This is a genomic window from Acinetobacter sp. YH12156 (genome assembly GCF_013418235.1).
GTDB lineage: Bacteria > Pseudomonadota > Gammaproteobacteria > Pseudomonadales > Moraxellaceae > Acinetobacter > Acinetobacter pseudolwoffii.
On record NZ_VPCL01000007.1, the window covers coordinates 60878 to 81749 of the forward strand.

Genomic DNA, 20872 nt, shown 5'->3' on the forward strand with positions numbered 1-20872 from the left:
CTGAGGGAAAAGCATGAATATCAGTGAGTATCTCTTGTATTGTCTGGCTGTTGTGGTAATGATCGCCACGCCTGGTCCGGTGATGTTGCTGGTGGCCAGTGCCGGTCTAAAAGGCGGTTATGCTGCGGCTTTAAGAACTATTTTTGGCACCAATTTCGCTTCATTGATATTGATTGCTTTATCGATATTAAGCCTGAAAGGCTTGCTGGTCATTAATGAACAGTGGCTGGATGCCATCAAGTTGCTGGGTTGTCTGTATATTGGTTATCTGGGGCTGCAAATATTTCGGGAGGTGATTTTCCAGCAAGCAGAGTCAACTCAAAAGAAGTTATCTCCGGTACGTGGCGGCTTTCAGCAGGGTTTTCTGGTCGGTATTTCCAATCCCAAAGATATTATTTTCTTTGCGGCTTTTTTCCCGCAGTTTATTGGTATTACATCTGATCTCGATTTGAGTCTCATAATCTTAACCTTGAGCTGGATCGTACTGGATTTCCTGACCCTGTCGGTGGTGTATTTGGGTTTTAACCGTTTATCCCGTTCTCGGTTGTATCCGCATTTGCTGGCCTTGTGTGGTCTCATTCTGCTGATCATTGCTCTTTACGGCATTTATCAGATCCTGATTTAAAAAAGTACTGCACAGTTGTAAGGTTCCTGCCTGGCATATGCGCTAAAAATCATGCTAAGGTAAAATCAAATAAAAATTGAACAGATCAGCATGTCTAAAACAGTACCCAAGCCCGATCATCCATTCTCACCGCTGTTATTTATTCAACCTGCTGTTATTCAGATCCTTCAAATTATTGGACTCGCGCTGATCGCTGTCAGTATTGTGTATCTGCTGGCAGCAAACTGGTGGATGCTGCCGAAATTTGTCCAGTTGTTTATGCCGCAAGTTTTATTGCTGGGTTCGGCATTGCTGAGTGTGCATTTCGCTGCGCGAGAAAGGTTAAGGCAAAGTCTGGATACTGTATCCGGTTTAATGCTGGGCTTAAGTCTGGCGGTGATTGGGCAGATTTATCAGACCGGTGCTGACAGTTATCAATTGTTTTTGCTTTGGGCATTGTTACTTTTGCCTTGGCTGTATCGACCGAATATTGGTGTGTTTGCATTATTTTGCGTGGTCAGCCAGCTGGCGCTTTATTTTTATTTTAAACAAAGCTTTTGGTTGGTGCGTGCTGAAACTGTCTATCTGCTCAGTCTTAATCTGTTGACCGGACTGAGTCTGATCTATGCATTACGCTATTATCCGGTTTTGCGCTATCTGTTGATTGCCGTGGTGGTACTCATTTCGGTATTTAGCATGTTTCGATTTATCGACTCGAATTCGATCTGGTATTTGGCTTCGGTACTGGTCTTAGCACTGTTATTTAGTACTTATTTCTATACTCGGCAGCAACAGCTGGAAACCAGTTTGCTGGTTGCAGGGCTGGCACTGAGTTTTAGCATTCTGATTTTTGATCTCACAGACCAATATTTGCAAAATTCAGCTGCAGGCTTATTGGTGCTGGCTTTGCTCATCTTTGGCTGGTTTGCGGCGATTAGTGCGCTGCTGATAAAGCTGTTACCCCAGAGCCGGTTTTCGGTCATTCCACTGGCGCTGGGCGCATGGATTGCTGGTGTGATACTGGCCATGCTGTTGCTGACCTATTGGGAAAGTTTATCCATCCTGATGGGGCTAATCTTTATCGGGATTGCCTGGTGGCTGATTCATAGCAAGCCTTCAGTTTTTCTGCGGCAACTGGCTTATTGTTTGTGGGTCTGCGGTCAGGCTGCTGTCCTGATTCATACCGAATTGTTGACAGATAGTTTATTGCTGATCTGGCTGATACAAATCGGTATTACGTTGCTAAGTATCATGAATCGCATGCATTGGCTGGTGCTGCTATTACAGTTATTACTGGCTCATGCGTTGGGAATTGCAGTTTTAATCGAGCAGCACCCATTTTCTCATGACCATCGCCTGATCACATGGATCATGCTGTTGAATTACAGTGTGCTGACCGTGGCTTTACTCACTGCAAGACACTGGCTTGCTTCAGCTTATGCCAAAAGTGTGAATCTGTGGATGATCAGTATTTTGGCAGCAACGGCTATTTTTCAATGTCTGTTGCAATTTGGCGTAGCGCAGCAACTGCATCCGCGCGGTATAGATGAAGCAATTGTTTTCTATATTTTACCCGCAGTATGGCTGCTGAGTTTTATCGGAATACATCTGAAGCAATTTTCGCTGACACCACTCTGGCTGATTCCTGCCGTAGGCATTTTACTGATTGCACTGGGCTATTTTGAAATTTTCATCATTCTGGTACTTATGGCCTGGGCGATGGTCAATCAACAGCGACTGATGCAGGCCTTATTGGTTCTGTTACTGATCTTCTGGTTATGGTTGCTGTATTACAATCTGGGACTCAGCTTTTTATTTAAGAGTGTCAGTATCCTTGCTTCAGGTCTGCTGGTTTTGCTTCTGGCTTATGTGTTGAGCTCACCGAAATTTCAGTCGAAAACAGGAGTAGCCTCATGAAAAAGTTCTGGGTGCTACACCTGAGTATTTTTAGTATTGCCTTATTTGTGGGCTTAATTATCCAGCATGAATGGCATTTAAGAAATAGTCAGAGTATTTTTGTTAAGTTGGCGCCCGTCGATCCGCGTTCGATTTTGCAGGGCGATTATATGGCGCTGAACTATCAGTTGCATTTTGCTGGTCTAGATGCTGATGAAACTGCCCTGAATCAAACAGGTTCAGATATCACTATTCAGGATTTTAAAGATCGGTCTCAGATCGTGAGCTATGTACGCTTGGATGCACAACGACGAGTGATACGAAGCAGTTTTGATCCGCGTCTGTTACAAGTTCATCCGGCATCTTCCGCAAAACTGCTGTTAAAGAATCCACGCAATAGTTTTGAAGCTTTATATCCGGCGGCCAATAGTTTTTTATTCGCCGAAGGCCTAGAGCCGTGTTATCGCAATGCCAAATTTGCCGAACTTAAGCTTAAGGAAAATGGAAAGGCTTTACTGGTTAATCTTGTTGACTCCCATTTAAAGCCCCTAAATTGTGAAAGTTCTAAAAGCTGGCGGCAGGGCAGTTAATTATATTTAGTCATTCTGGCCATAAAAAAGCCCGCGAGGTGCGAGCTTTGGGAATCTGGTCGCATCGACTTAAGCGACTTGTACCGGAATACAGTTGGCAGTATGGCTGACGGTATTGTTTGGATTTGCATAGACCAAGCGTGGCTGATGTGCATTTGCTTCAGCTTCAGTGAAATCACCAAAAGTTGCAATAATGATGATATCGCCTACATCGGCTTGATGTGCAGCGCCACCATTGACTGAAATGATGCCTGAATTATCTTCACCACGAATGGCATAAGTTGCAAAACGTTTACCATTGGTCACGTTCCACACATGAATTTCTTCGTATTCGCGAATGCCAGCTAAATCCATCAAAACGCCATCAATTGCACATGAACCTTCATAGTGTAATTCTGCATGTGTAACGTGAGCGCGGTGAATTTTGCATTTTAATAAACGAGATAGCATGGCTAGCGTCCCCTGAGTTGAACTAAGACTTTGATCATCATATGGTTGAATCAATTTCTACGACACTGGATAAGTGGGTAGGCTTGCGCATTTTGCGCTTAAATGATCTTTCTGACAAGCGGAATTGTCCAGCGATTTTTGAATGATCAGTTCGGCTTATAGGCATTAATTTGATTCATGGCTTGCTGTACTTCTGCATTCACCAGCATTTTGGTACGTGCGAGCGCATGTGAAATTGCATCATCCATTAACTTTTGTTCGCTGCTGGGCGCTTTACTGAGCACATGACCAGAAACACGGTCTTTGGCACCAGGATGGCCGATTCCAATACGCAGGCGATGGAAGTTTGAACCAATATGCGGCACGATATCGCGTAGACCATTATGACCACCGTGACCACCACCCGTTTTCAGGCGAATGACACCAGGATTCATATCCAGTTCATCATGGGCAATCAGGATCGATTCAGGTGCGATATTGTAGAATTTGGCGAAAGGAACAACACTTTTACCGGAAAGGTTCATAAAGGTTGTAGGTAGAAGAAGACGAACGTCTTGACCTTCGATATTGCCACGACCACTAAATCCATTGAATTTCGGGTCTTTCTTGAGGGTAATGCCATATTGCTCTGCAAGGCGTTCTACGAACCAGGCCCCTGCATTATGGCGGGTTTGGGCATACTCAGAACCTGGGTTGCCCAAACCAACAATCAGTGAAATATTTGACACTAATTACACCATTAACACTTATGCGCGTTTAAAGTCAGCGTGCATAGGCGTGTTTTTAGCTGGGTGACGTTGTAAGGCTTGGATTTTCACGCTTTCAACTTTACCGTCTACATCAATTTCGATAACTTCTTCAAAGAAAGAGTTATTTTCTAAGAATTTAACAAGCTGACGAAGCTCAAGAGTAACAGCTACAGGAGCAGCTTCGCCACCGTAGATGATTGCAGGAACTTTAGCTTGAAGACGAAGGCGGCGGCTCGAACCTTTCCCTTGAACTGCTTCTTCACGTGCTGCTGCGTTTAATACGAAGTTTGCCATGATAGACATCCTATTTAAGTTAAATGAACCAGACTTGCGACCAGTCTAGTGAGTAAAAGCCCTACCAAATGGCAGGGCTTTGAAAATTCAGCGCTCTATTATAGATAAGAATCGAACATTGCGCTAATAGATTCTTCGTTGTTAATGCGACGAATCGTTTCGGCAACCATGCTGGCTACGGAAACCTGGCGAATCTTGCCCAGTGCTAAAGCTTCATCTGAAAGTGGGATGGTGTCACAAACCACCAACTCATCAATCACAGAATGTCTTAAGTTTTCTAATGCTTTACCAGAAAGTACTGGATGCGTTGCATAAGCAACAACCTTGCGAGCACCGAAAGTTTTCAATGCATCAGCTGCTTTGCATAAAGTGCCTGCAGTATCTACCATGTCATCGACGATGACACAATCACGATCTTTCACATCGCCAATCAAATGCATCACTTGTGATTCATTCGCTTTTTGACGACGCTTATCGATGATTGCAAGATCGATATCACCCATTTGTTTCGCAACAGCACGTGCACGAACCACACCACCGACGTCAGGTGAAACCACCATCAGGTTGTGATGTGACTGCTGACGTAAGTCAGCAAGTAGCGCTGGTGTACCGTAGATGTTGTCTACAGGGATATCGAAGAAACCTTGGATCTGGTCAGCATGAAGATCAATCATCACAACGCGGTCAATACCTACAGTCGTCAGCATGTCTGCAACGACTTTAGCAGTAATTGGCACACGGCTTGAACGTGGACGACGGTCTTGACGAGCATAACCAAAGTAAGGAATCACGGCAGTAATACGACCTGCACTTGCACGACGCAAAGCGTCAGCCATGACTAAGATTTCCATCAGGTTATCGTTAGTAGGAGCACAAGTAGGTTGCACGACGAATACGTCTTTACCACGAACGTTTTCAGTAATCTCGACAGCGATTTCACCATCAGAGAACTGACCTACAGAGGCAGCGCCTAGAGGAATATGTAAGTGACTTACGACTTTTTGAGCGAATTGTGGATGCGCAGATCCACTAAAAACGACAAGATTGGGCATGAAGCACCCTTGGCGGTTGGGATATATGGGAATAGATGGCAGGGGTAGCTGGATTCGAACCAACGGATGCCGAGATCAAAACCCGGTGCCTTACCACTTGGCGATACCCCTAATGCGGCAGAACTTTAATATTTTTACGGTAAAGTGTCAAGGTAAATTAACAGTCTTACAGCAAATGAGTGTTCTGTCTTTTTTCGAGAAAATGGCAGGGGTAGCTGGATTCGAACCAACGGATGCCGAGATCAAAACCCGGTGCCTTACCACTTGGCGATACCCCTAAATTTGATGAACTGTAAGATGGCAGGGGTAGCTGGATTCGAACCAACGGATGCCGAGATCAAAACCCGGTGCCTTACCACTTGGCGATACCCCTAATACAGTACATCTACAGGTGAAAATGGCAGGGGTAGCTGGATTCGAACCAACGGATGCCGAGATCAAAACCCGGTGCCTTACCACTTGGCGATACCCCTATCTACACTTTAAACTGAACTAAAGGTGATTCTTGTAAACTGTTGACCAGGTAAGCTTTACATGGTGCATTTGCAAGAATATCTTCGATATTCAGATTTTCAGTGACTTCAATAAACACACAAGCACCTGTACCTGTAAGTTTTGCAATACCGAACTGGTCGAGATATTGCATCGCTTCATCGACTTCAGGATATAAGGATCGAGCCAGTGGCTCAAAGTTATTTCCAAAATCAGATGGTGTTTGCTGATAGGCGCAAAATTTAGTGCTCTTCGTGTCTCTTGTCAATGCTTTTTGCGAAAAAAGCAGTTGAGTGCTGATAAAACAGTCAGGTTTTAACACAATGAATTGTTTTTGATCTAAGTCTATGAATGTTAAGTGTTCGCCAATGCCTTCAGCCCAGGCATTTCGACCATGTACAAATATCGGTACATCTGCACCCAGCTTGACTCCGAGATCTGCCAGTTGCTCGATATTTAAACCGCACTGCCAGAGCTGGTTCAGCACAATCAGGGTGGTGGCTGCATTCGACGAACCGCCACCGAGTCCAGCACCCATCGGGATATTTTTTTCCAGACGAATCTTTAGCCCGGTCAGTGTTTGAGCATAGGGCTTCAACAGTTGTACCGCACGATAGATTAAATTTTGTTCCAGATCGACTGAGGCCAGCCCTTCAATCTGGATCTGTTGATCATCTGTTTGTTCAAACTCCAGCCAGTCATACAGATCAATCAGCTGAAAAATACTTTGCAGCTCGTGATAGCCATTTTCACGGCGACCGGTAATATGTAAGAACAAATTCAGTTTAGCAGGCGAGGGAACACGAATCATCATGGGCTAACATCAGGTCAATTAACGGTTTTCAATGATCATTGTAATACGGTTTTCCGCACCATTTTCAAGTGACTGCTTTAAAATCAAGCGGTTTGGCATTTTGGCCTGCGCATTGTAATTGAGATCGACCGTCCAGCCCTGTTCAATAATCTGGCTAATCCGCTGTGTATCATCTTTTTGCAATTTAGCAGTCGTTGTCGCAGGGCGGGCCTGTACCCAGTCCACTAAATAGCTGATCGGTGCTTGCCAGCCTGTGGCGCGTTGCAGTAATTCTTCGGCACTTGCCGCCTGAATCACACCTGTTTTAGCACTGTTTAATGTGACTTGGCCGGGCGTGCCGGAAATCTGGGTTTTGCCCACACCTAAAATGCCACTCAGCTCAATATCAAATTCTTCTTGCTGTTGTACCCAGGTAAAGAATGCACTGCCGGTCTGTTGCGGTGTGCGCACACCAATTTTACCTTGCAGCTGGAATTGATTATCTGCCTGTACAGAAGGCGTCACTGGCGTTTGCGGATTGATCATCTGCTGACAACCAGTTAAGAATAAAGCAGTTGCTGCAAAGGCACAGCAGCCCAATTGGCTTAAATTGCGCATAAAAGAATTAACTCGTTTGGTTTTGTGGTGCTAACAATAGCGAATTAAGTTGTTTTAATTCGGGGTCATTTGGATGGTTTTGTTGTAATTGTTGTAACACTTGATGGAAGTGTTGTATATCACCATTCATGTACAACGAACGCGCATAACGTACCCCAATCTTCACGCTTGGATTGAGTTGATACGCTTTGTATAAGACATCTGCAGCCGTGGCAAAGTCATTCTGTAAATAACAGATATAACCATAGGTATCCAGAATGGAAGCCTGTTCCGGTGCATATTCCAGTGCCTGTTCGACATAGCGGCGCGCTTCTTCCAGACGCCGGTTCTGCATTGCCAGGGTATAGGCATAGGCATTCAGATAGGTCGGACTATTCGGTTCAATCTTGAGTAAATTTGCCAGCAATTCATCCAGCTTGTTGCGATCCTGATGTGGATCTAGCAATAGCACTTGTGCATAAACCAGTTCCGGATCATCCGGCAGGTTTTTGCTGGCTTCTTCTAGCAGGCGGATCGCGGCTTTTTTATTCTGCATACGCGTTAAAATATCTGCCTGGGCCAGATATAAAAAGCTGGCATGTTGCGGATAATTCACCCGTTCCTGAGTCAAGAAACGCAGCGCATCATGCAGCTTATCCTGCTGGGCAAAAATCGAGATCATGTTACGACGCGAGACGGTGTACAGACTGCCATCGACCAGACGATAATAGGCTTTGGCGGTTTCATAATGCTGTTTGCGTTCAGCATTCACTGCCAGATAATAATAGGCTTCATTTTGATACTGCGCAGAATAACGCAGTTCGACCAGATGTTTTTCGGCCTTCTCGTATTCTTCCAAGTCAATACTGGTCAGTCCGGCAATGAACAGGGCTTCTTCAGCCGTTGGCCATTTTTTTAGAATGTCTTGCAGTTTTTTCAGCGCCAAAGTCGCTTCGTTCAGCTTGACCAGATATTTGACTTCGGCCAGACGCACATCCAGATTATTGCGGTGTTTACGGCTGGATTTTTCATACCATTGCAGGGTTTCTTCTGGATCGCCAAGAGCATTCAGCAGATTGGCTTTCATCAGGATATAACCAGTCGCATTCGGACGTTTTTTTAGAGCACGGTTAATGGTATTTAAAGCCTGTTCCAGCTGACCATTTTGTGCTTCCAGACCGGCCACCAGCACCAGAATAGACGGATTGTCTCTGGCTTTGGTGGTGCTTAAAGCCTGAATCAGATAGCTGCGGTCTTCTGTGCCTTCAGGTGAAATCCCAGCGAGAATTTCTTCCAGATCGGCACTGTCATCAATTTGCAGGATTTTCTCTAAGGTCTCTGCCGCCAGCTCATACTCATGCGCTTTCAGGGCAATATGGGATAAATAAAATAAGGCGGGGACATCCTGCGGCTCCTGTACCACCCAGTGGGTCGAGATATCGAGGGCTGCCTGTAAATCATCATGTTCCAATGCAACATTCAGTGCACGCTGCTTGACCGTGGTGGAATTGCTCTTGATTGCCAGAACCGTATAGTTGTGCAAAGCAGTCGGAATGTCATGTGCGGCAATGGCAAACTCGGCCATCATACTTTGTTTTATGGCATCATAATTTTGATTTGCATGGTAAACTGCTTCCGCTGCATAAAGATGAGCAGTTGAAGCCATGCTACCCACCAGTAGGAATGTGGTAGAATATTGCTTAATTGTAGGGCCGTTGATACGGCTGATTGTTTGACGCAATTTTTCTTGATCCAAGTAATGCTTTTTATGACACCGATATTGCACAATAGCATAAATTTATTGAAATGATGACCTGATATGTCTTTCTTTGCATTGGGTGTCAACCATCAAACTGCCTCTGTAGAACTGCGGGAACAAGTTGCGTTTAACCCTGAAAAGTTAAGTGCCATTCTTGCCGAGCAAAGCCAACACCCTGAATTAAACGACATGGTGGTGGTGTCTACATGTAACCGAACCGAAGTTTACGCGATGTCTGACAATGTCGACATGGTGCTGAACTGGCTCGCCCAAAAAAATGGGGTGGATGTCAAACAACTGCAAAATCATGTCTATCGTTATGAAAATGCCCAAGCCGTGACGCACTTGATGCGTGTCGCCAGTGGTTTGGATTCACTGATGCTGGGTGAACCGCAGATTCTGGGACAAGTCAAAAATGCACTTTCTCTTGCCAAAGACTCCCAGACGGTGTCACGCAGTTTAAACCGAATTTTTGAATATGCCTTTTATGCGGCCAAACGGGTTCGTTCCGAGACTGCTGTCGGCAGTCATGCGGTATCGATGGGCTATGCGGTTGCACAGTTGGCCCTACAGGTATTTAGTCATCCAGACAAGCTCACCATTATGGTGGTAGCAGCCGGGGAGATGAACAGTCTGGTCGCCAAGCATCTCGCAGAAATGGGTGTGGGCAAGATTATTATCTGTAACCGTACCCGCGAACGTGCCGACATTCTGGCGCAGGAAATTGCGCATCGGGTGGAAGTAGAAATTATTGACTTTGACCAGCTGGCAAACAATCTGCATCGCGCTGATGTAATTTCCAGTTGTACCGGCAGTCTGCATCAGGTGATTCATTTTGCAGATATCAAAGCGGCACTGAAAAAACGCCGTTACCAGCAAATGTTGTTAGTCGATCTGGCCGTGCCACGTGATATCGATCCTAAAGTTGAAAAACTTGATGGGGTATATCTGTATGGCGTCGATGATCTGCAAAGCGTGATTGAGGAAAATCTGGCGCATCGTCGTCAGGCTGCGGTTGAAGCCGAAGTTATGGTGAATCAGCTCGCAACAGAACTGATGACCCAGCAAAAGGTCAAGCAGGCCGGGGCCACCATTCATGCTTATCGTGACCATGGTGAAGAGTTGCGGCAGGAAGAACTGGCATTGGCGCTGCAACGTATTGCCCAGGGTGAAAAAGCAGAAATGGTTATGGCTGAGTTTTCGCACCGCCTGACACAGAAACTCTTACATCCGACTTCTATTGTGCTGCGTGAGGCGGCCAAGGCGGAAGATCCAAGCTGTTTTGAAATGATGCGCGATACCTTGCAAGAGGTAGTTGATACACGCCGCAAGACCAAACATTAGCGAGCTCTTTAACAATAGCTATTTTGAAGAACGGCGTTTAGAGATAAACGCCTTATTTTTATTTGAAGCGATTTAAAACTGTTAATCGTCCAATAAGGTCATGGAGCGTTTTTTATCAATTTCGTAAATCTGCATTTTCAGATTCTTCATTTCTGCAATGCTGCTAAATTTTTTCGATTTTATCTTGTTTTTCAGACACTGATATTGCAGCTTGGTCGAGAAGTCTGCCGCCAGTTTGTCGGCCTGTTCAGGCGAAGAGGTATAATCGCTCACATTGGCATGTTGTAGAATATGCTGTAATTCATGATGATGTACTGCACAGGCACCTAAAACATAATAGATCGAGAGTTCAGGATCATCCGGCAGGTCATCAAAAATCACATTCAGAATATTTAGGATTTTAAACAGCAGCTGATCTTCAGATACCAGCGCACGCAGTGGTTCAAAATGAATATACAAATAGGGATGATTCATCAAAATTGCAATCACATATTCTTCAGCATCAATTTTGGTGCTAAAACTTAAGGATGCATCGGTATTAACCTTGGGTTGCCATTTACGGTTAAAGCCCAGTTTTTCGCGGAAAAATTGCTGCAGCAAATAGCGGAATGAGCCATGTTTAGGCAATAATTCGGTCAGATTTTTCAGTTCACCCATGACCTGACTTTTACCTTCAGGGGTAGTGATGTCCTGATTTTGGGTCAGATGGGCAAACACGAAGTCCGACATCAGCGGCGCCTGATCCAGCAAGCGTCTAAAGTTTTCGATGCCTTCACGGCGGATCAAGGAGTCCGGGTCATGGTCAGCAGGCAAAACAAAGAATTTCAGCTCACGGCCATCACTGAGTAATGGCAGGGCAATGTCCAGCGTTCGGCGTGCGGCTTTTTGACCGGCAGCATCGCCATCAAAGGCAATGGTAATCCGGTTGTTCTGCTTAAACAGAATGTTCAGATGGTCGGTATTACTGGCAGTTCCCAGTGTCGCGACTGCGCCATGAATGCCGTATTGCTGCAATGCAATCACATCCATATAGCCTTCGACCATCAGCCATTCCTGGGCTTTCTGCTTTCTGCCTTCATACAGCCCATAAAGCAACTGGTTCTTATGGAAAACTTCAGAGTCTGGCGAGTTGATGTATTTGGGCTTGATCTCGTCATTGAGCGCACGGCCACCAAAGCCGACCACACGACCCTTGGTATCACGAATCGGGAAAATTACCCGCTCTCGCAGCAAGTCGAAATCACGGCCACTGTCGCTGGTACGAATTAGCCCCAGTAGTTTCAGGCCTTCGATATCCTGAGGAAAGGCTTTTTCCAGATGTTGCCAGTCTTCAGGTGCATAACCTAAGCGCCAATAGGCAATGGTTTCTGCAGTCAGGCCACGTTGCTTGAAATATTGCTGTGCACTGGAACTGTTGGGTAACTGGCGTTCATAGAACTGCGCAATATTTTCCAGCAGGTCGTATAAGTTGCCGTCTTGCTGAACTTCGGCCATTGGCATGTGCTCAAAAGCAGCAAAAGGGTCGCCGTAGAAATCCTGTTCGGAGGCCTGAAACTCTGCAAATGGATCAAAAGAAGCATCCGACACAGAATGTTCTTGTGCTGGGCGTTGCGGAGCTTGCGTATTCTCAACTTTGGTCGTAGCGACTATTTTCGGTTTGGCTGCTTCCCGTTTGTATTTTAATTTATTGGAATCAGTATTGTCTTTTGGCAGTTCAATGCCGGTCTGACTGGACAGGTCTTTCATCACTTCGACGAAATTACGGCTACCAATGTCCATTAAAAAACGGATGGCGTTGCCATTGGCCTGACAGCCAAAACAGTGAAAATATTGTTTGTCACGATAGACGTGAAAAGAGGGCGATTTTTCCTGATGGAAAGGACAGCAGCCCGAATAGGTACGGCCAGTTTTTTTCAGTTTCACGAATTGACCAATCACATCGACAATATCGGTGCGATCGAGAATCTGATCAATCGTATGTTGAGGAATTGCCATAATCTGCTGAGCTTCTCGTGCTGCGTATCTAAGGTTTAAGTGATTGAATCAATAGGATTCAACTGATTCAGGTCAATTCTTTTTAACTTCCTTTGTATACCTTTTGCACGATTTGTTCAAGCCTGGCCGGGACAAAGCAAAAGGGCAAGTATGATACCTTGCCCTTAAAGAAAATGCACCTGCGACAGTCGGCTTATTCGGCAGTCGGTTCAGGTTGCTCTGCTTCGGTATTTTTAGGACGATCAAGCAAACCAAAAGATACACGATTGGTCAGGCTGCGCTTTTCAGTTTCTGGCGCATCCGACTCTGCATTGTTGTCAGTCACCGTCTTGGCTTCTTTACCAAAAATACCCAGTGTGGCACGGTTAAAGAAACTGCTTTCGCTACGTGCTGCACGCAAGTTGACCGTACCATCAGATTTCACCAGATTTGGATAATTCAGCTTTAACACATCAACATATTGCTGAGAGGTTGCTTTATCACCCAGTTGATCATAGCCATAGGCAATCGTTGCCAGTGCTTCTGGAATCTGAGGGGTTTGTGGATAATGTTCCACCACCCATTGTGCACGTTCAACCGCAGCCAGATAGGCTTTACGTTTTAAATTAAAGCGTGCCGCATTCATTTCATGCTCAGCCAGTTCCTGACCGATAAATTTCATGCGCTGCGCTGCATCGACCGCATAGGTGCTAGACGGATAGCGGCGAATGAAATCGACAAAATTCTGATAAGCCACTTTCAGATAGCTGACATCACGATGCGACTGTTTCAGCGAGGTATAACGCAGCAGACCATTATAGTTCTGCTCCATATTGGATACGCCGCGTACATAGTAAGCATAGTCGACATTTGGATGTTGTGGATTCAGACGGATAAAGCGCTCTGCCAGTGCCACTGCACCTTCATAATCTTTTTGCTGAAATTTTACATATAACAGTTCAAGCTGCGCTTGCGGAGCATACTGACTGGTCGGGAAATAGGTTTCCAGTGCTTCTAGCTGTTTTGCGGCATCGGTATATTGATTACGATCTAGCGCTTTCTGTGCTTTTTGAATATAAACTTGCTCGCTAGATTCAGGACCTTTATCGACGACTTCTTTTTTGGGATTACTGCTACAGCCTACCATTGCCGATGCAATGCCAATCGTGAGGGCAAGCATTGTCATTTTATAATGTGGTAGCGACATAAAAATTCCTCTGTTAATACGGGCAATGAGCTACAATTGCACTATTAAACCACTTTTGTCTGAATGAGCAAATGAGTCAAGCACAATCTTCCAATTCTAATATCCCTGATACTGATTTCAATTTACTTGAAGATTCTGAGGATGCAGATAACCATACTTCAGAAGCAACTGCAACACGTTTATCGTTGCAATTTCAACTGGATGAAACTTATATCGGGCAACGGATCGACCAGATTGCCGCGATGGTCTGGAGCGATTTTTCCCGAGAAAAATTAAAGCAATGGATCAAAGATGGCAATTTATTGGTGAATGGTCAGCCGGTCAAGCCGAAATTTAAAAGTGATGGTTTTGAAATCCTGACCTTAAATGTCGAGCTTGAAGCGCAAACGCGCAGCCTGCCGGAAGATATTCCACTGGACATCATCTATGAAGATGATGACATTATCGTCATTAACAAAGCTGTCGGCATGGTTGTGCATCCGGGCGCAGGCAATACATCGGGTACTTTGGTGAATGCTTTGTTACATCATTATCCAAAATCGGCTGAACTGGCACGTGCCGGTCTGGTACACCGTATTGATAAAGACACCAGTGGTCTGTTGGTCGTCGCGAAAAATCTGGAAGCACAGTTCTCTCTCAGCAAACAGCTTGAGAAAAAATCAGTATATCGCCTGTATGATCTGGTGGTTTACGGCAATATTATTGCCGGCGGTACCATTGACGAACCGATCAAACGCCATCCGGTAGATCGTGTGAAAATGACTGTACTTCCAGGCGGTAAAGATGCCGTGACGCATTACAACGTCAAAGAGCGTTTCCAGCATTTCACCCGTGTTCAAGCCCGTCTGGAAACCGGACGTACCCACCAGATTCGTGTGCATTTTAGCTATATCGGCTTTGGCCTGATTGGTGATCAGGTGTATATGCCGCGTGTACGTATGCCGGCAGGTGCATCACAATTATTAGATGATACTTTACGTGGCTTTAAACGTCAGGCCTTGCATGCAGCAAAACTCGGTCTGACCCATCCGCGTAGCAAAGAAGAAATGACCTTTGAAGCGCCGTGGCCGGAAGATTTTGCCAATCTGATTGAAGTGCTGCGCACCGAAAACAAAGCCTATTAATTTTTTTATTTAGCTCGCGTCAAAGCAAGGAATCGAGATGCAATTTGTACCAGGACTTCCACAAGGTGTGTATGTGGGTCAGACCCGCGTTCATCATGCGAAAGTACAGCCATCCATGCAGCCTGAGCTTGCAGGTTTTAATCTGGCCTTGCATGTGCAGGATGATGCGCAACGGGTACAACAGCATCGTATGGCTTTACTGCAAGATTTCGCTGCCTTTGGCGTAGATAAAATTACCTGGATGACCCAGACGCATAGCACCATCTGTCATAGCATTAATGAACAGATACCCTTTGAGGCATTGGTCGGCGATGGTCTGGTGACGCAGCGCAAAGCGCATGCCCTGATGATGATGACCGCAGACTGTTTGCCGGTGGTGTTAGGTAATGCCGATGGTACGGAAGTTGCCAATTTGCATGCCGGTTGGCGTGGTCTGGCCGGTGGTATTATCGAAAATACCATTGCGGCCATGCAGACTCCGCCGACCTGGGCCTGGCTTGGTGCAGCCATCAGTCAGCCCTGTTTTGAAATTGGCACTGAGGTGAAAGTGGCTTTTTGCAGTAAATATCCTGAACTGGACAGTGCATTTCAGGTGGGTGAGCAGGCGGGTAAATATTATGCCGACCTGTATGCGATTGCGCGTTATATCTTGCGACAACATGGGATACATACCGTATTGGGCGGGGATCAATGTTCTTATCGTCAAGCAGATGAATATTTTTCTTATCGCCGTGAGCCTAAAACGGGTCGTATGGCGACATTCGTGTTTATGGCATGAAAATGTTAAACTTAACTGAATTTTTTGGCTTTTGAGCATTATGTCCCTATCTTCCAAATCTGTTGCGATTGTTTATCACAGTCCTTATGGACACACGGCTAAAGTGGCAAATTTTATTGCTGATGGTGCACGGGAAACTGGTGTTCAGGTGCATATGATGAATGTCGAACATATTGATTGGGATGTGCTAGATGCCGCAGATGCGATTGTCTTTGGTTGTCCGACCTATATGGGAAGCCTGACCTCTGCCATGAAGCTGTTTATGGAGCAGTCATCCAAGCGCTGGCTGGCGCGTAGCTGGCAGGGCAAACTGGCAGCAGCTTTTACCAATGGTGGCGGACTTAGTGGCGACAAACTGGCAGTGTTGCAGCAAATCAACCTGTTTGCGATGCAGCATGGTATGTTGTGGAGCGGTTTGCCCTTGATGCCGACAGGTCGTGCCGTGACTGATCTGAATCGTATGTCGAGCTTTTTGGGGCTGATGACCCAGTCGGACAATGCACCGGTAGAAGTCACCCCACCTGAAGGGGATTTAAAAACCGCGCTCTGGTTTGGCGAATATATTGCTTTGACACTGGCGCGCTTAAATCATCCAGCTTAGTCAGTGATAAAAAAACCTCCACATGCTGGAGGTTTTTATATTCAAGTATTGATCCATTATTTATGGAGAATTCGCGCTTTATCACGTTGCCAGTCACGGTCTTTTTCAGTAGCACGTTTGTCATGGAGCTGCTTACCTTTGACCAGTGCAATTTCCAGCTTGGCATGTGGGCCTTTCCAGTAACAGGCCAGTGGCACGCAGGAATAACCTTTCTGGTTAATCGCGCCCATCAGCTTTTCAATTTCACGGCGATTCAACAACAGTTTTCGGGTACGGGTCGCTTCAGGCACCACGTGTGTTGAAGCACTCAGCAAAGGCTGAACTTGCGCACCAAACAGGAAAGCTTCACCATTTTTAAAGGTAATATAGCTTTCTACAATGGTCATACGACCGGCACGCATTGATTTGACTTCCCAGCCCTTTAATGACAGCCCCGCTTCAAATTTCTCTTCAATAAAATAATCGTGGCGGGCACGTTTATTCAGTGCAATGGTACCGCCATTATTTTTTTTTACTACAATAGATGCTTTCGCCATAATCTGATACTTCCAAACGTGCTGCTATTGTACCGCAACTAGAAATAAGGTGAAGTTTTTTAAATTAATGAGGATTATTCACCAAAAAAACAAGTTTTTGCTAAAATAAGATTCTACATAACAAACAGAGTACAAATGGATGTCTAAAACTCGTGTGATTTATCCGGGGACTTTTGATCCAATTACCAATGGACATATTGATTTGGTAACCCGCGCAGCGCGAATGTTTGATGAGGTCGTTGTGGCGATTGCCATCGGTCATCATAAAAATCCGGTATTTAGTCTGGAAGAGCGTGTTGCCCTGGCAAAAGAGTCATTGAGTCATTTGGACAATGTTGAATTTGTAGGTTTTGATGGTTTGCTGGTCAATTTCTTTCGTGAACAAAAAGCGACGGCTGTACTGCGTGGTTTGCGTGCAGTGTCCGATTTTGAGTATGAATTTCAGCTGGCCAATATGAACCGTCAGCTTGACTCCCACTTTGAAGCGGTATTTTTAACTCCTTCAGAGCAATATTCTTTTATTTCATCCACTTTGGTGCGTGAAATTGCTCGATTAAGAGGTGATGTGACCAAGTTTGTACCACCAAACGTGGTTGCTGCCTTCGAGCATAAACTTCAACAAGGTTGGTAGCGTGTCTTTATATATCACCGATGAATGTATTAATTGTGATGTCTGTGAACCTGTATGCCCGAATGAGGCCATTTATATGGGTGAACTCATTTATGAGATTCATCCGGATTTATGTACAGAGTGCGTCGGACATCATGATCAACCGCAATGTCAGCTGTTCTGTCCGGTGGATTGTATTCCACTGGATCCGAACCATGCGGAAACGCAGGAGCAGCTGCAAGCCAAGTATGAAAAACTGACTGCTCAAAAAACATCAAGCAATTAGTCTCGATATTTGGTACTATGCCGCTCGAAGTGAGCCAGACGATCGCTGCTGTGGAGATCTCCGTGATTGAAGCAGGGGAGGAAAGTCCGGGCTTCATAGGGCAAGGTGCCAGGTAACGCCTGGGCGGTGTAAACCGACGGCAAGTGCAGCAGAGAGAAGACCGCCTTCATTATGTTTTCGAGCAATCGGAATCGGAGGTAAGGGTGAAAGGGTGCGGTAAGAGCGCACCGCATGGCTGGTAACAGTTCATGGCGAGGTAAACCCCACCGGAAGCAAGACCAAATAGGAATCCATTAGGCATGGCCCATGCTGGATTCGGGTAGGTCGCTTGAGCGCATGAGTGATTGTGCGCCTAGAGGAATGATCGTTCACGACAGAACCCGGCTTATCGGCTCACTTCAACAAATTTTGATCAAACAGTGCATTATGGGGTTGACGCTCTTTAAAGAAAATCTCATAATGCGCGCACAGTTTAAGGCTATGTAGCTCAGTTGGTTAGAGCACCGCACTCATAATGCGGGGGTCACAAGTTCAAGTCTCGTCATAGCCACCATATTCTGAAAAAACCCACTCCGATTGAGTGGGTTTTTTTATGTCTATAAAAATTAAAATGATATGATGTTATTCAAAATAAGCAACTGTATTTTAAAAATAATGACTAACAATCAAGTCGGTATAAAACGAGATGATTTTGAAAATATCCAAAGTGCGTGGGAAGGTGATCTGTGGGATAGAAAACGTTTAGGTTTGCAATTAGAACGTTATGTAGATCGTTTGCAATGTGGCGCAGTATTAGCGTTAGATGCGCGTTGGGGTGAGGGGAAAACATGGTTTGTTCGTCACTGGGCAAAGCATTTATCTGATACAAATCACAATGTCATTTATTTGGATGCCTTTGCGAATGATTATTTAGATGATCCCTTCTTAACGATTGCAGCACAGATTAGCCAAGCTTTTAAAGATTCTGATGAAATTGGTATTGAAGAGATTAATGATTTTAATTCAAAGACTGCCTCGGTTTTAATTTCTCTAGCAGCTGTAATACCAATGATTGTAGCTAAAGCTGGAATGCACTGGATAGGTTTAGGTGGGGCAGGCGAGACCATAAAAGCAGTTTATGAGGAGGCAAAGGATGTTTTTGATGTTACTAGTGATGAGATAGCATCTAAGGTAAAGGAACAAATCGAAAAGAAAATAGAAAATCATCATGTTGAAAAACAAACAATTCAAGATTTTAAAAAAGAGCTTGCTCAACTTGCATCACAGCTAGAAAAACCTTTAGTTTTTATTGTTGATGAATTAGATCGCTGTCGCCCCGATTTTGCAATTCGTCTAATTGAAAGAATTAAGCACTTTTTTGATATTCCAAAAATTGTTTTTGTTTTAGTAATGAATAAGCCACAATTATTACAATCTATCAAAAGTGTGTATGGTTATGAAGTGGAGATGAATGGTGATTATTTAGAAAAATTTATTGATTTTACAGTACATCTTTCTTCAGAAAATTGTAAAAAAAATTATGAAAATATTATCAAAGAACAACTCTTTCGAATAGGAGAGTTAGCTAATAAAGATGAAATAAACGAGTTCTATTTTTGGGTTTTAGCTTTGCAATTAGAGAAAAAATTAAATCCGCGAGAGTTAGTTAAAAAGCTAAATCAATATGCTTTATTAAGGACAAATGACACTAACAAGAATTTAATTCTTATTAGCCTAATAATGACACCGTTATCAGTACAACATGATTATATTAGGTATTTTGAAATAATTATTAAAATCTTATCTAATAATCTGTATTTAAATAAGAGGGATTTTATGAAAAAACATAACCTTAATTTAAGTTTTGATACTAAGTTTGATGCAATTACTGATACTACATGGGTGCGAGATATATTGAAATGGGATTATAAAATTGAAGATTTTTTTATGAGTAGCTTTATTCATGAGCATCATAATATTGAGCGAATTAGAGATGATGCTAGTTGGAAAGAAAGCAAGTACATAGAGTATTTGTCTGCATTTTCAATAAGCCCTTTGAGTAAAACTAGTGATTTTATTGAATCTTGGATGAATTATATAAAAACTGGACTGTAATTTTATGAATTAGATATAAAATTTACTAAGCTAACCACATCATCCGTCTGCAACTGCTCACGTATTTTTAAAAACTGCTTTTCATCTAAGTCATAGAGCTTTAGAGAAAGCGGTTTTTTAATATCTTCTTCAGGAAAACGGTATTTAATGATTTTCGCAGGTACACCACCGACAATTGCATAAGGCGGCACATCTTTGGTTACTACAGCACTTGTTGCTACCACAGCACCTTCGCCAAGCGTTACACCTTGCATAATCATGGCACGTGAGCCAATCCAGCATCCATCGCCAATGACTGTGTCGCCAGCAGGCACAAAACTGCGTGTATCGAAGGGAAAGGCTGAAATCCAGTCTGTACGGTGTAATTGATTACCACCCATCATAATCACGCATTCTGCGCCAAAACAGACAAAATTGCCGATATAGAGCTGATCAATGGGTTTATCTGGAGTAGAGGACTTGTCATGTAGATAACGCACAACACAACGCTCAAACCCTTGATCCCAATAAGCGGAATAGTAAGAATAATTCCCCTTAATATGAATATTTGGATTCTTCACCGTTTTTGAGATGAATTCGAACTCACACCAGTGTTTGACAGGGGAATTAATTAACTTTTCAGACATGCGTATATGGCGTTTAGAAGGTGGGGGGATTATATCAAACAAAAGTCCCCCTTTGAAAAAGTGGGATTTTGGGGGGATTCTTAAATAAGGCCTCTCCTTTGTCGAGTAGTGTTCTTCCTTTCCTAAAAGGAAAGGCAATTTTATTGTGAATTTTGATTTGTAATGATGGCTTTGTGTCCCTATGGAATAACATCCTCAGAATATATGCTGAGTGTACAAGGGGGTGAAGAATATAATTTAAATTATGAAAAATTTTATCTGAACAAATTCCAAAAGATACTAAAAATACGGTAATCCTCCCATAAATAACCGAAGTTAAAAGTAGAGGTTAAGCAGCCATTAGAGGTGGCTTTCCTTTGTTAGCTTGATGTGGTCTTTCATGGTTGTAATGCCACAACCAGTTTGTTGCATAATCT

General features: G+C 44.2%; 21 protein-coding genes, 5 tRNA genes and 1 other RNA gene. 12 read left to right on the forward strand and 15 right to left on the reverse strand.

Annotated elements, in window-relative coordinates:
* Positions 1-13 precede the first annotated feature (13 nt).
* The 3 genes from FTU87_RS08105 to FTU87_RS08115 all read left to right on the forward strand — a co-directional run bounded on the left by FTU87_RS08105 (position 14) and on the right by FTU87_RS08115 (position 3090).
* A complete protein-coding gene (locus FTU87_RS08105; RefSeq protein ID WP_005097747.1) occupies positions 14-625 on the forward strand; it encodes a LysE family translocator in 612 nt (203 codons plus the stop codon).
* A 90-nt stretch (positions 626-715) separates the two neighbouring features.
* Positions 716-2521: a DUF2157 domain-containing protein gene (locus FTU87_RS08110; RefSeq protein WP_180096963.1), complete on the forward strand. Its 1806-nt coding sequence runs from the start codon at positions 716-718 to the stop codon at positions 2519-2521.
* The gene (locus tag FTU87_RS08115; RefSeq protein WP_005097744.1) at positions 2518-3090 is read left to right on the forward strand and encodes a GDYXXLXY domain-containing protein; all 573 of its coding nucleotides are present in this window, start codon (positions 2518-2520) and stop codon (positions 3088-3090) included. Before FTU87_RS08110 ends, FTU87_RS08115 begins: the two co-directional genes overlap by 4 nt.
* Positions 3091-3159: 69 nt before the next feature.
* On the opposite strand, the gene panD is transcribed toward FTU87_RS08115, so the two are convergent.
* From panD to FTU87_RS08170, 11 genes are all read right to left on the reverse strand, one after another.
* Entirely contained in the window at positions 3160-3540 is a 381-nt protein-coding gene (gene panD, locus FTU87_RS08120; RefSeq protein WP_005097743.1) for an aspartate 1-decarboxylase, read from the reverse strand.
* 146 nt (positions 3541-3686) lie between these two features.
* Positions 3687-4268: an aminoacyl-tRNA hydrolase gene (gene pth, locus FTU87_RS08125; RefSeq protein WP_074383404.1), complete on the reverse strand. Its 582-nt coding sequence runs from the start codon at positions 4266-4268 to the stop codon at positions 3687-3689.
* Between the two features lie 18 nt (positions 4269-4286).
* Positions 4287-4583, reverse strand: a complete 297-nt coding sequence (gene rplY / locus FTU87_RS08130) for a 50S ribosomal protein L25 (RefSeq protein ID WP_005097741.1) — start codon at positions 4581-4583, stop codon at positions 4287-4289.
* Between the two features lie 98 nt (positions 4584-4681).
* Positions 4682-5635 (reverse strand): ribose-phosphate pyrophosphokinase, encoded by a 954-nt coding sequence (locus FTU87_RS08135; RefSeq protein WP_005097740.1) that lies wholly within the window; start codon positions 5633-5635, stop codon positions 4682-4684.
* 36 nt (positions 5636-5671) lie between these two features.
* Positions 5672-5746 (reverse strand) — tRNA-Gln (locus FTU87_RS08140).
* Positions 5747-5838: 92 nt separating this feature from the next.
* Positions 5839-5913, reverse strand: a tRNA-Gln gene (locus tag FTU87_RS08145).
* A gap of 20 nt (positions 5914-5933) precedes the next feature.
* A tRNA-Gln gene (locus FTU87_RS08150) sits at positions 5934-6008 on the reverse strand.
* 25 nt (positions 6009-6033) lie between these two features.
* Positions 6034-6108: transfer RNA gene (locus FTU87_RS08155), tRNA-Gln, on the reverse strand.
* A 2-nt stretch (positions 6109-6110) separates the two neighbouring features.
* Positions 6111-6938: a 4-(cytidine 5'-diphospho)-2-C-methyl-D-erythritol kinase gene (gene ispE / locus FTU87_RS08160; protein WP_034608941.1), complete on the reverse strand. Its 828-nt coding sequence runs from the start codon at positions 6936-6938 to the stop codon at positions 6111-6113.
* A gap of 21 nt (positions 6939-6959) precedes the next feature.
* On the reverse strand, positions 6960-7538 hold the full coding sequence (gene lolB, locus FTU87_RS08165) for a lipoprotein insertase outer membrane protein LolB (protein WP_005097737.1): 579 nt from the start codon (positions 7536-7538) through the stop codon (positions 6960-6962).
* Between the two features lie 7 nt (positions 7539-7545).
* Complete coding sequence (locus FTU87_RS08170) at positions 7546-9258, reverse strand: tetratricopeptide repeat protein (protein ID WP_180078181.1); 1713 nt, start codon at positions 9256-9258, stop codon at positions 7546-7548.
* A 78-nt stretch (positions 9259-9336) separates the two neighbouring features.
* On the opposite strand from FTU87_RS08170, the gene hemA reads away from it, so the two are divergent.
* Complete coding sequence (gene hemA, locus FTU87_RS08175) at positions 9337-10620, forward strand: glutamyl-tRNA reductase (RefSeq protein ID WP_159138246.1); 1284 nt, start codon at positions 9337-9339, stop codon at positions 10618-10620.
* An 81-nt stretch (positions 10621-10701) separates the two neighbouring features.
* Here the strand turns inward: hemA and FTU87_RS08180 are convergent, their stop codons facing one another.
* Together FTU87_RS08180 and FTU87_RS08185 are read right to left on the reverse strand one after the other, a co-directional pair.
* Positions 10702-12615: a DNA primase gene (locus FTU87_RS08180; protein WP_180096964.1), complete on the reverse strand. Its 1914-nt coding sequence runs from the start codon at positions 12613-12615 to the stop codon at positions 10702-10704.
* Between the two features lie 193 nt (positions 12616-12808).
* A complete protein-coding gene (locus tag FTU87_RS08185; RefSeq protein WP_005097733.1) occupies positions 12809-13801 on the reverse strand; it encodes an outer membrane protein assembly factor BamD in 993 nt (330 codons plus the stop codon).
* 71 nt (positions 13802-13872) lie between these two features.
* Here FTU87_RS08185 and rluD point away from each other — a divergent pair, with 71 nt between their 5' ends.
* The 3 genes from rluD to FTU87_RS08200 are packed head-to-tail and all read left to right on the forward strand — an operon-like array spanning position 13873 to position 16304.
* Entirely contained in the window at positions 13873-14925 is a 1053-nt protein-coding gene (gene rluD, locus FTU87_RS08190) for a 23S rRNA pseudouridine(1911/1915/1917) synthase RluD (RefSeq protein WP_100329101.1), read from the forward strand.
* Between the two features lie 37 nt (positions 14926-14962).
* Positions 14963-15703 carry a peptidoglycan editing factor PgeF gene (gene pgeF, locus FTU87_RS08195; protein WP_005169848.1) on the forward strand — a complete coding sequence of 247 codons (741 nt, stop codon included), beginning with the start codon at positions 14963-14965 and terminating at the stop codon, positions 15701-15703.
* 40 nt (positions 15704-15743) lie between these two features.
* The gene (locus tag FTU87_RS08200; RefSeq protein ID WP_005097730.1) at positions 15744-16304 is read left to right on the forward strand and encodes a flavodoxin family protein; all 561 of its coding nucleotides are present in this window, start codon (positions 15744-15746) and stop codon (positions 16302-16304) included.
* Between the two features lie 56 nt (positions 16305-16360).
* On the opposite strand, the gene smpB is transcribed toward FTU87_RS08200, so the two are convergent.
* Positions 16361-16840, reverse strand: a complete 480-nt coding sequence (gene smpB, locus FTU87_RS08205; RefSeq protein WP_180096965.1) for an SsrA-binding protein SmpB — start codon at positions 16838-16840, stop codon at positions 16361-16363.
* A gap of 139 nt (positions 16841-16979) precedes the next feature.
* Between smpB and coaD the strand changes: the two genes are divergently transcribed.
* The 5 genes from coaD to FTU87_RS08230 all read left to right on the forward strand — a co-directional run bounded on the left by coaD (position 16980) and on the right by FTU87_RS08230 (position 19830).
* Positions 16980-17471, forward strand: a complete 492-nt coding sequence (gene coaD / locus FTU87_RS08210; RefSeq protein WP_100355885.1) for a pantetheine-phosphate adenylyltransferase — start codon at positions 16980-16982, stop codon at positions 17469-17471.
* 1 nt (position 17472) lies between these two features.
* Positions 17473-17736 (forward strand): YfhL family 4Fe-4S dicluster ferredoxin, encoded by a 264-nt coding sequence (locus FTU87_RS08215; protein ID WP_005097729.1) that lies wholly within the window; start codon positions 17473-17475, stop codon positions 17734-17736.
* A gap of 26 nt (positions 17737-17762) precedes the next feature.
* Positions 17763-18140: RNase P RNA component class A (gene rnpB / locus FTU87_RS08220), an RNA gene on the forward strand.
* A gap of 72 nt (positions 18141-18212) precedes the next feature.
* Positions 18213-18289, forward strand: a tRNA-Met gene (locus FTU87_RS08225).
* Positions 18290-18390: 101 nt separating this feature from the next.
* Positions 18391-19830 (forward strand): P-loop NTPase fold protein, encoded by a 1440-nt coding sequence (locus FTU87_RS08230; protein WP_180096966.1) that lies wholly within the window; start codon positions 18391-18393, stop codon positions 19828-19830.
* 2 nt (positions 19831-19832) lie between these two features.
* Here FTU87_RS08230 and FTU87_RS08235 read toward each other — a convergent pair whose 3' ends face one another.
* Positions 19833-20456, reverse strand: a complete 624-nt coding sequence (locus FTU87_RS08235; protein WP_180096967.1) for a CatB-related O-acetyltransferase — start codon at positions 20454-20456, stop codon at positions 19833-19835.
* Positions 20457-20872: the final 416 nt, after the last annotated feature.

Excerpts from the sequence above, each read along its gene's own strand:
- FTU87_RS08105 (WP_005097747.1), top strand. The coding sequence starts at position 14 with ATGAATATCAGTGAGTATCTCTTGTATTGTCTGGCTGTTGTGGTAATG.
- FTU87_RS08110 (WP_180096963.1), top strand. The coding sequence starts at position 716 with ATGTCTAAAACAGTACCCAAGCCCGATCATCCATTCTCACCGCTGTTA.
- FTU87_RS08115 (WP_005097744.1), top strand. The coding sequence starts at position 2,518 with ATGAAAAAGTTCTGGGTGCTACACCTGAGTATTTTTAGTATTGCCTTA.
- panD (WP_005097743.1), bottom strand. The coding sequence starts at position 3,540 with ATGCTATCTCGTTTATTAAAATGCAAAATTCACCGCGCTCACGTTACA.
- rplY (WP_005097741.1), bottom strand. The coding sequence starts at position 4,583 with ATGGCAAACTTCGTATTAAACGCAGCAGCACGTGAAGAAGCAGTTCAA.
- FTU87_RS08135 (WP_005097740.1), bottom strand. The coding sequence starts at position 5,635 with ATGCCCAATCTTGTCGTTTTTAGTGGATCTGCGCATCCACAATTCGCT.
- ispE (WP_034608941.1), bottom strand. The coding sequence starts at position 6,938 with ATGATTCGTGTTCCCTCGCCTGCTAAACTGAATTTGTTCTTACATATT.
- lolB (WP_005097737.1), bottom strand. The coding sequence starts at position 7,538 with ATGCGCAATTTAAGCCAATTGGGCTGCTGTGCCTTTGCAGCAACTGCT.
- hemA (WP_159138246.1), top strand. The coding sequence starts at position 9,337 with ATGTCTTTCTTTGCATTGGGTGTCAACCATCAAACTGCCTCTGTAGAA.
- FTU87_RS08180 (WP_180096964.1), bottom strand. The coding sequence starts at position 12,615 with ATGGCAATTCCTCAACATACGATTGATCAGATTCTCGATCGCACCGAT.
- FTU87_RS08185 (WP_005097733.1), bottom strand. The coding sequence starts at position 13,801 with ATGTCGCTACCACATTATAAAATGACAATGCTTGCCCTCACGATTGGC.
- rluD (WP_100329101.1), top strand. The coding sequence starts at position 13,873 with ATGAGTCAAGCACAATCTTCCAATTCTAATATCCCTGATACTGATTTC.
- pgeF (WP_005169848.1), top strand. The coding sequence starts at position 14,963 with ATGCAATTTGTACCAGGACTTCCACAAGGTGTGTATGTGGGTCAGACC.
- FTU87_RS08200 (WP_005097730.1), top strand. The coding sequence starts at position 15,744 with ATGTCCCTATCTTCCAAATCTGTTGCGATTGTTTATCACAGTCCTTAT.
- smpB (WP_180096965.1), bottom strand. The coding sequence starts at position 16,840 with ATGGCGAAAGCATCTATTGTAGTAAAAAAAAATAATGGCGGTACCATT.
- coaD (WP_100355885.1), top strand. The coding sequence starts at position 16,980 with ATGTCTAAAACTCGTGTGATTTATCCGGGGACTTTTGATCCAATTACC.
- FTU87_RS08230 (WP_180096966.1), top strand. The coding sequence starts at position 18,391 with ATGACTAACAATCAAGTCGGTATAAAACGAGATGATTTTGAAAATATC.
- FTU87_RS08235 (WP_180096967.1), bottom strand. The coding sequence starts at position 20,456 with ATGTCTGAAAAGTTAATTAATTCCCCTGTCAAACACTGGTGTGAGTTC.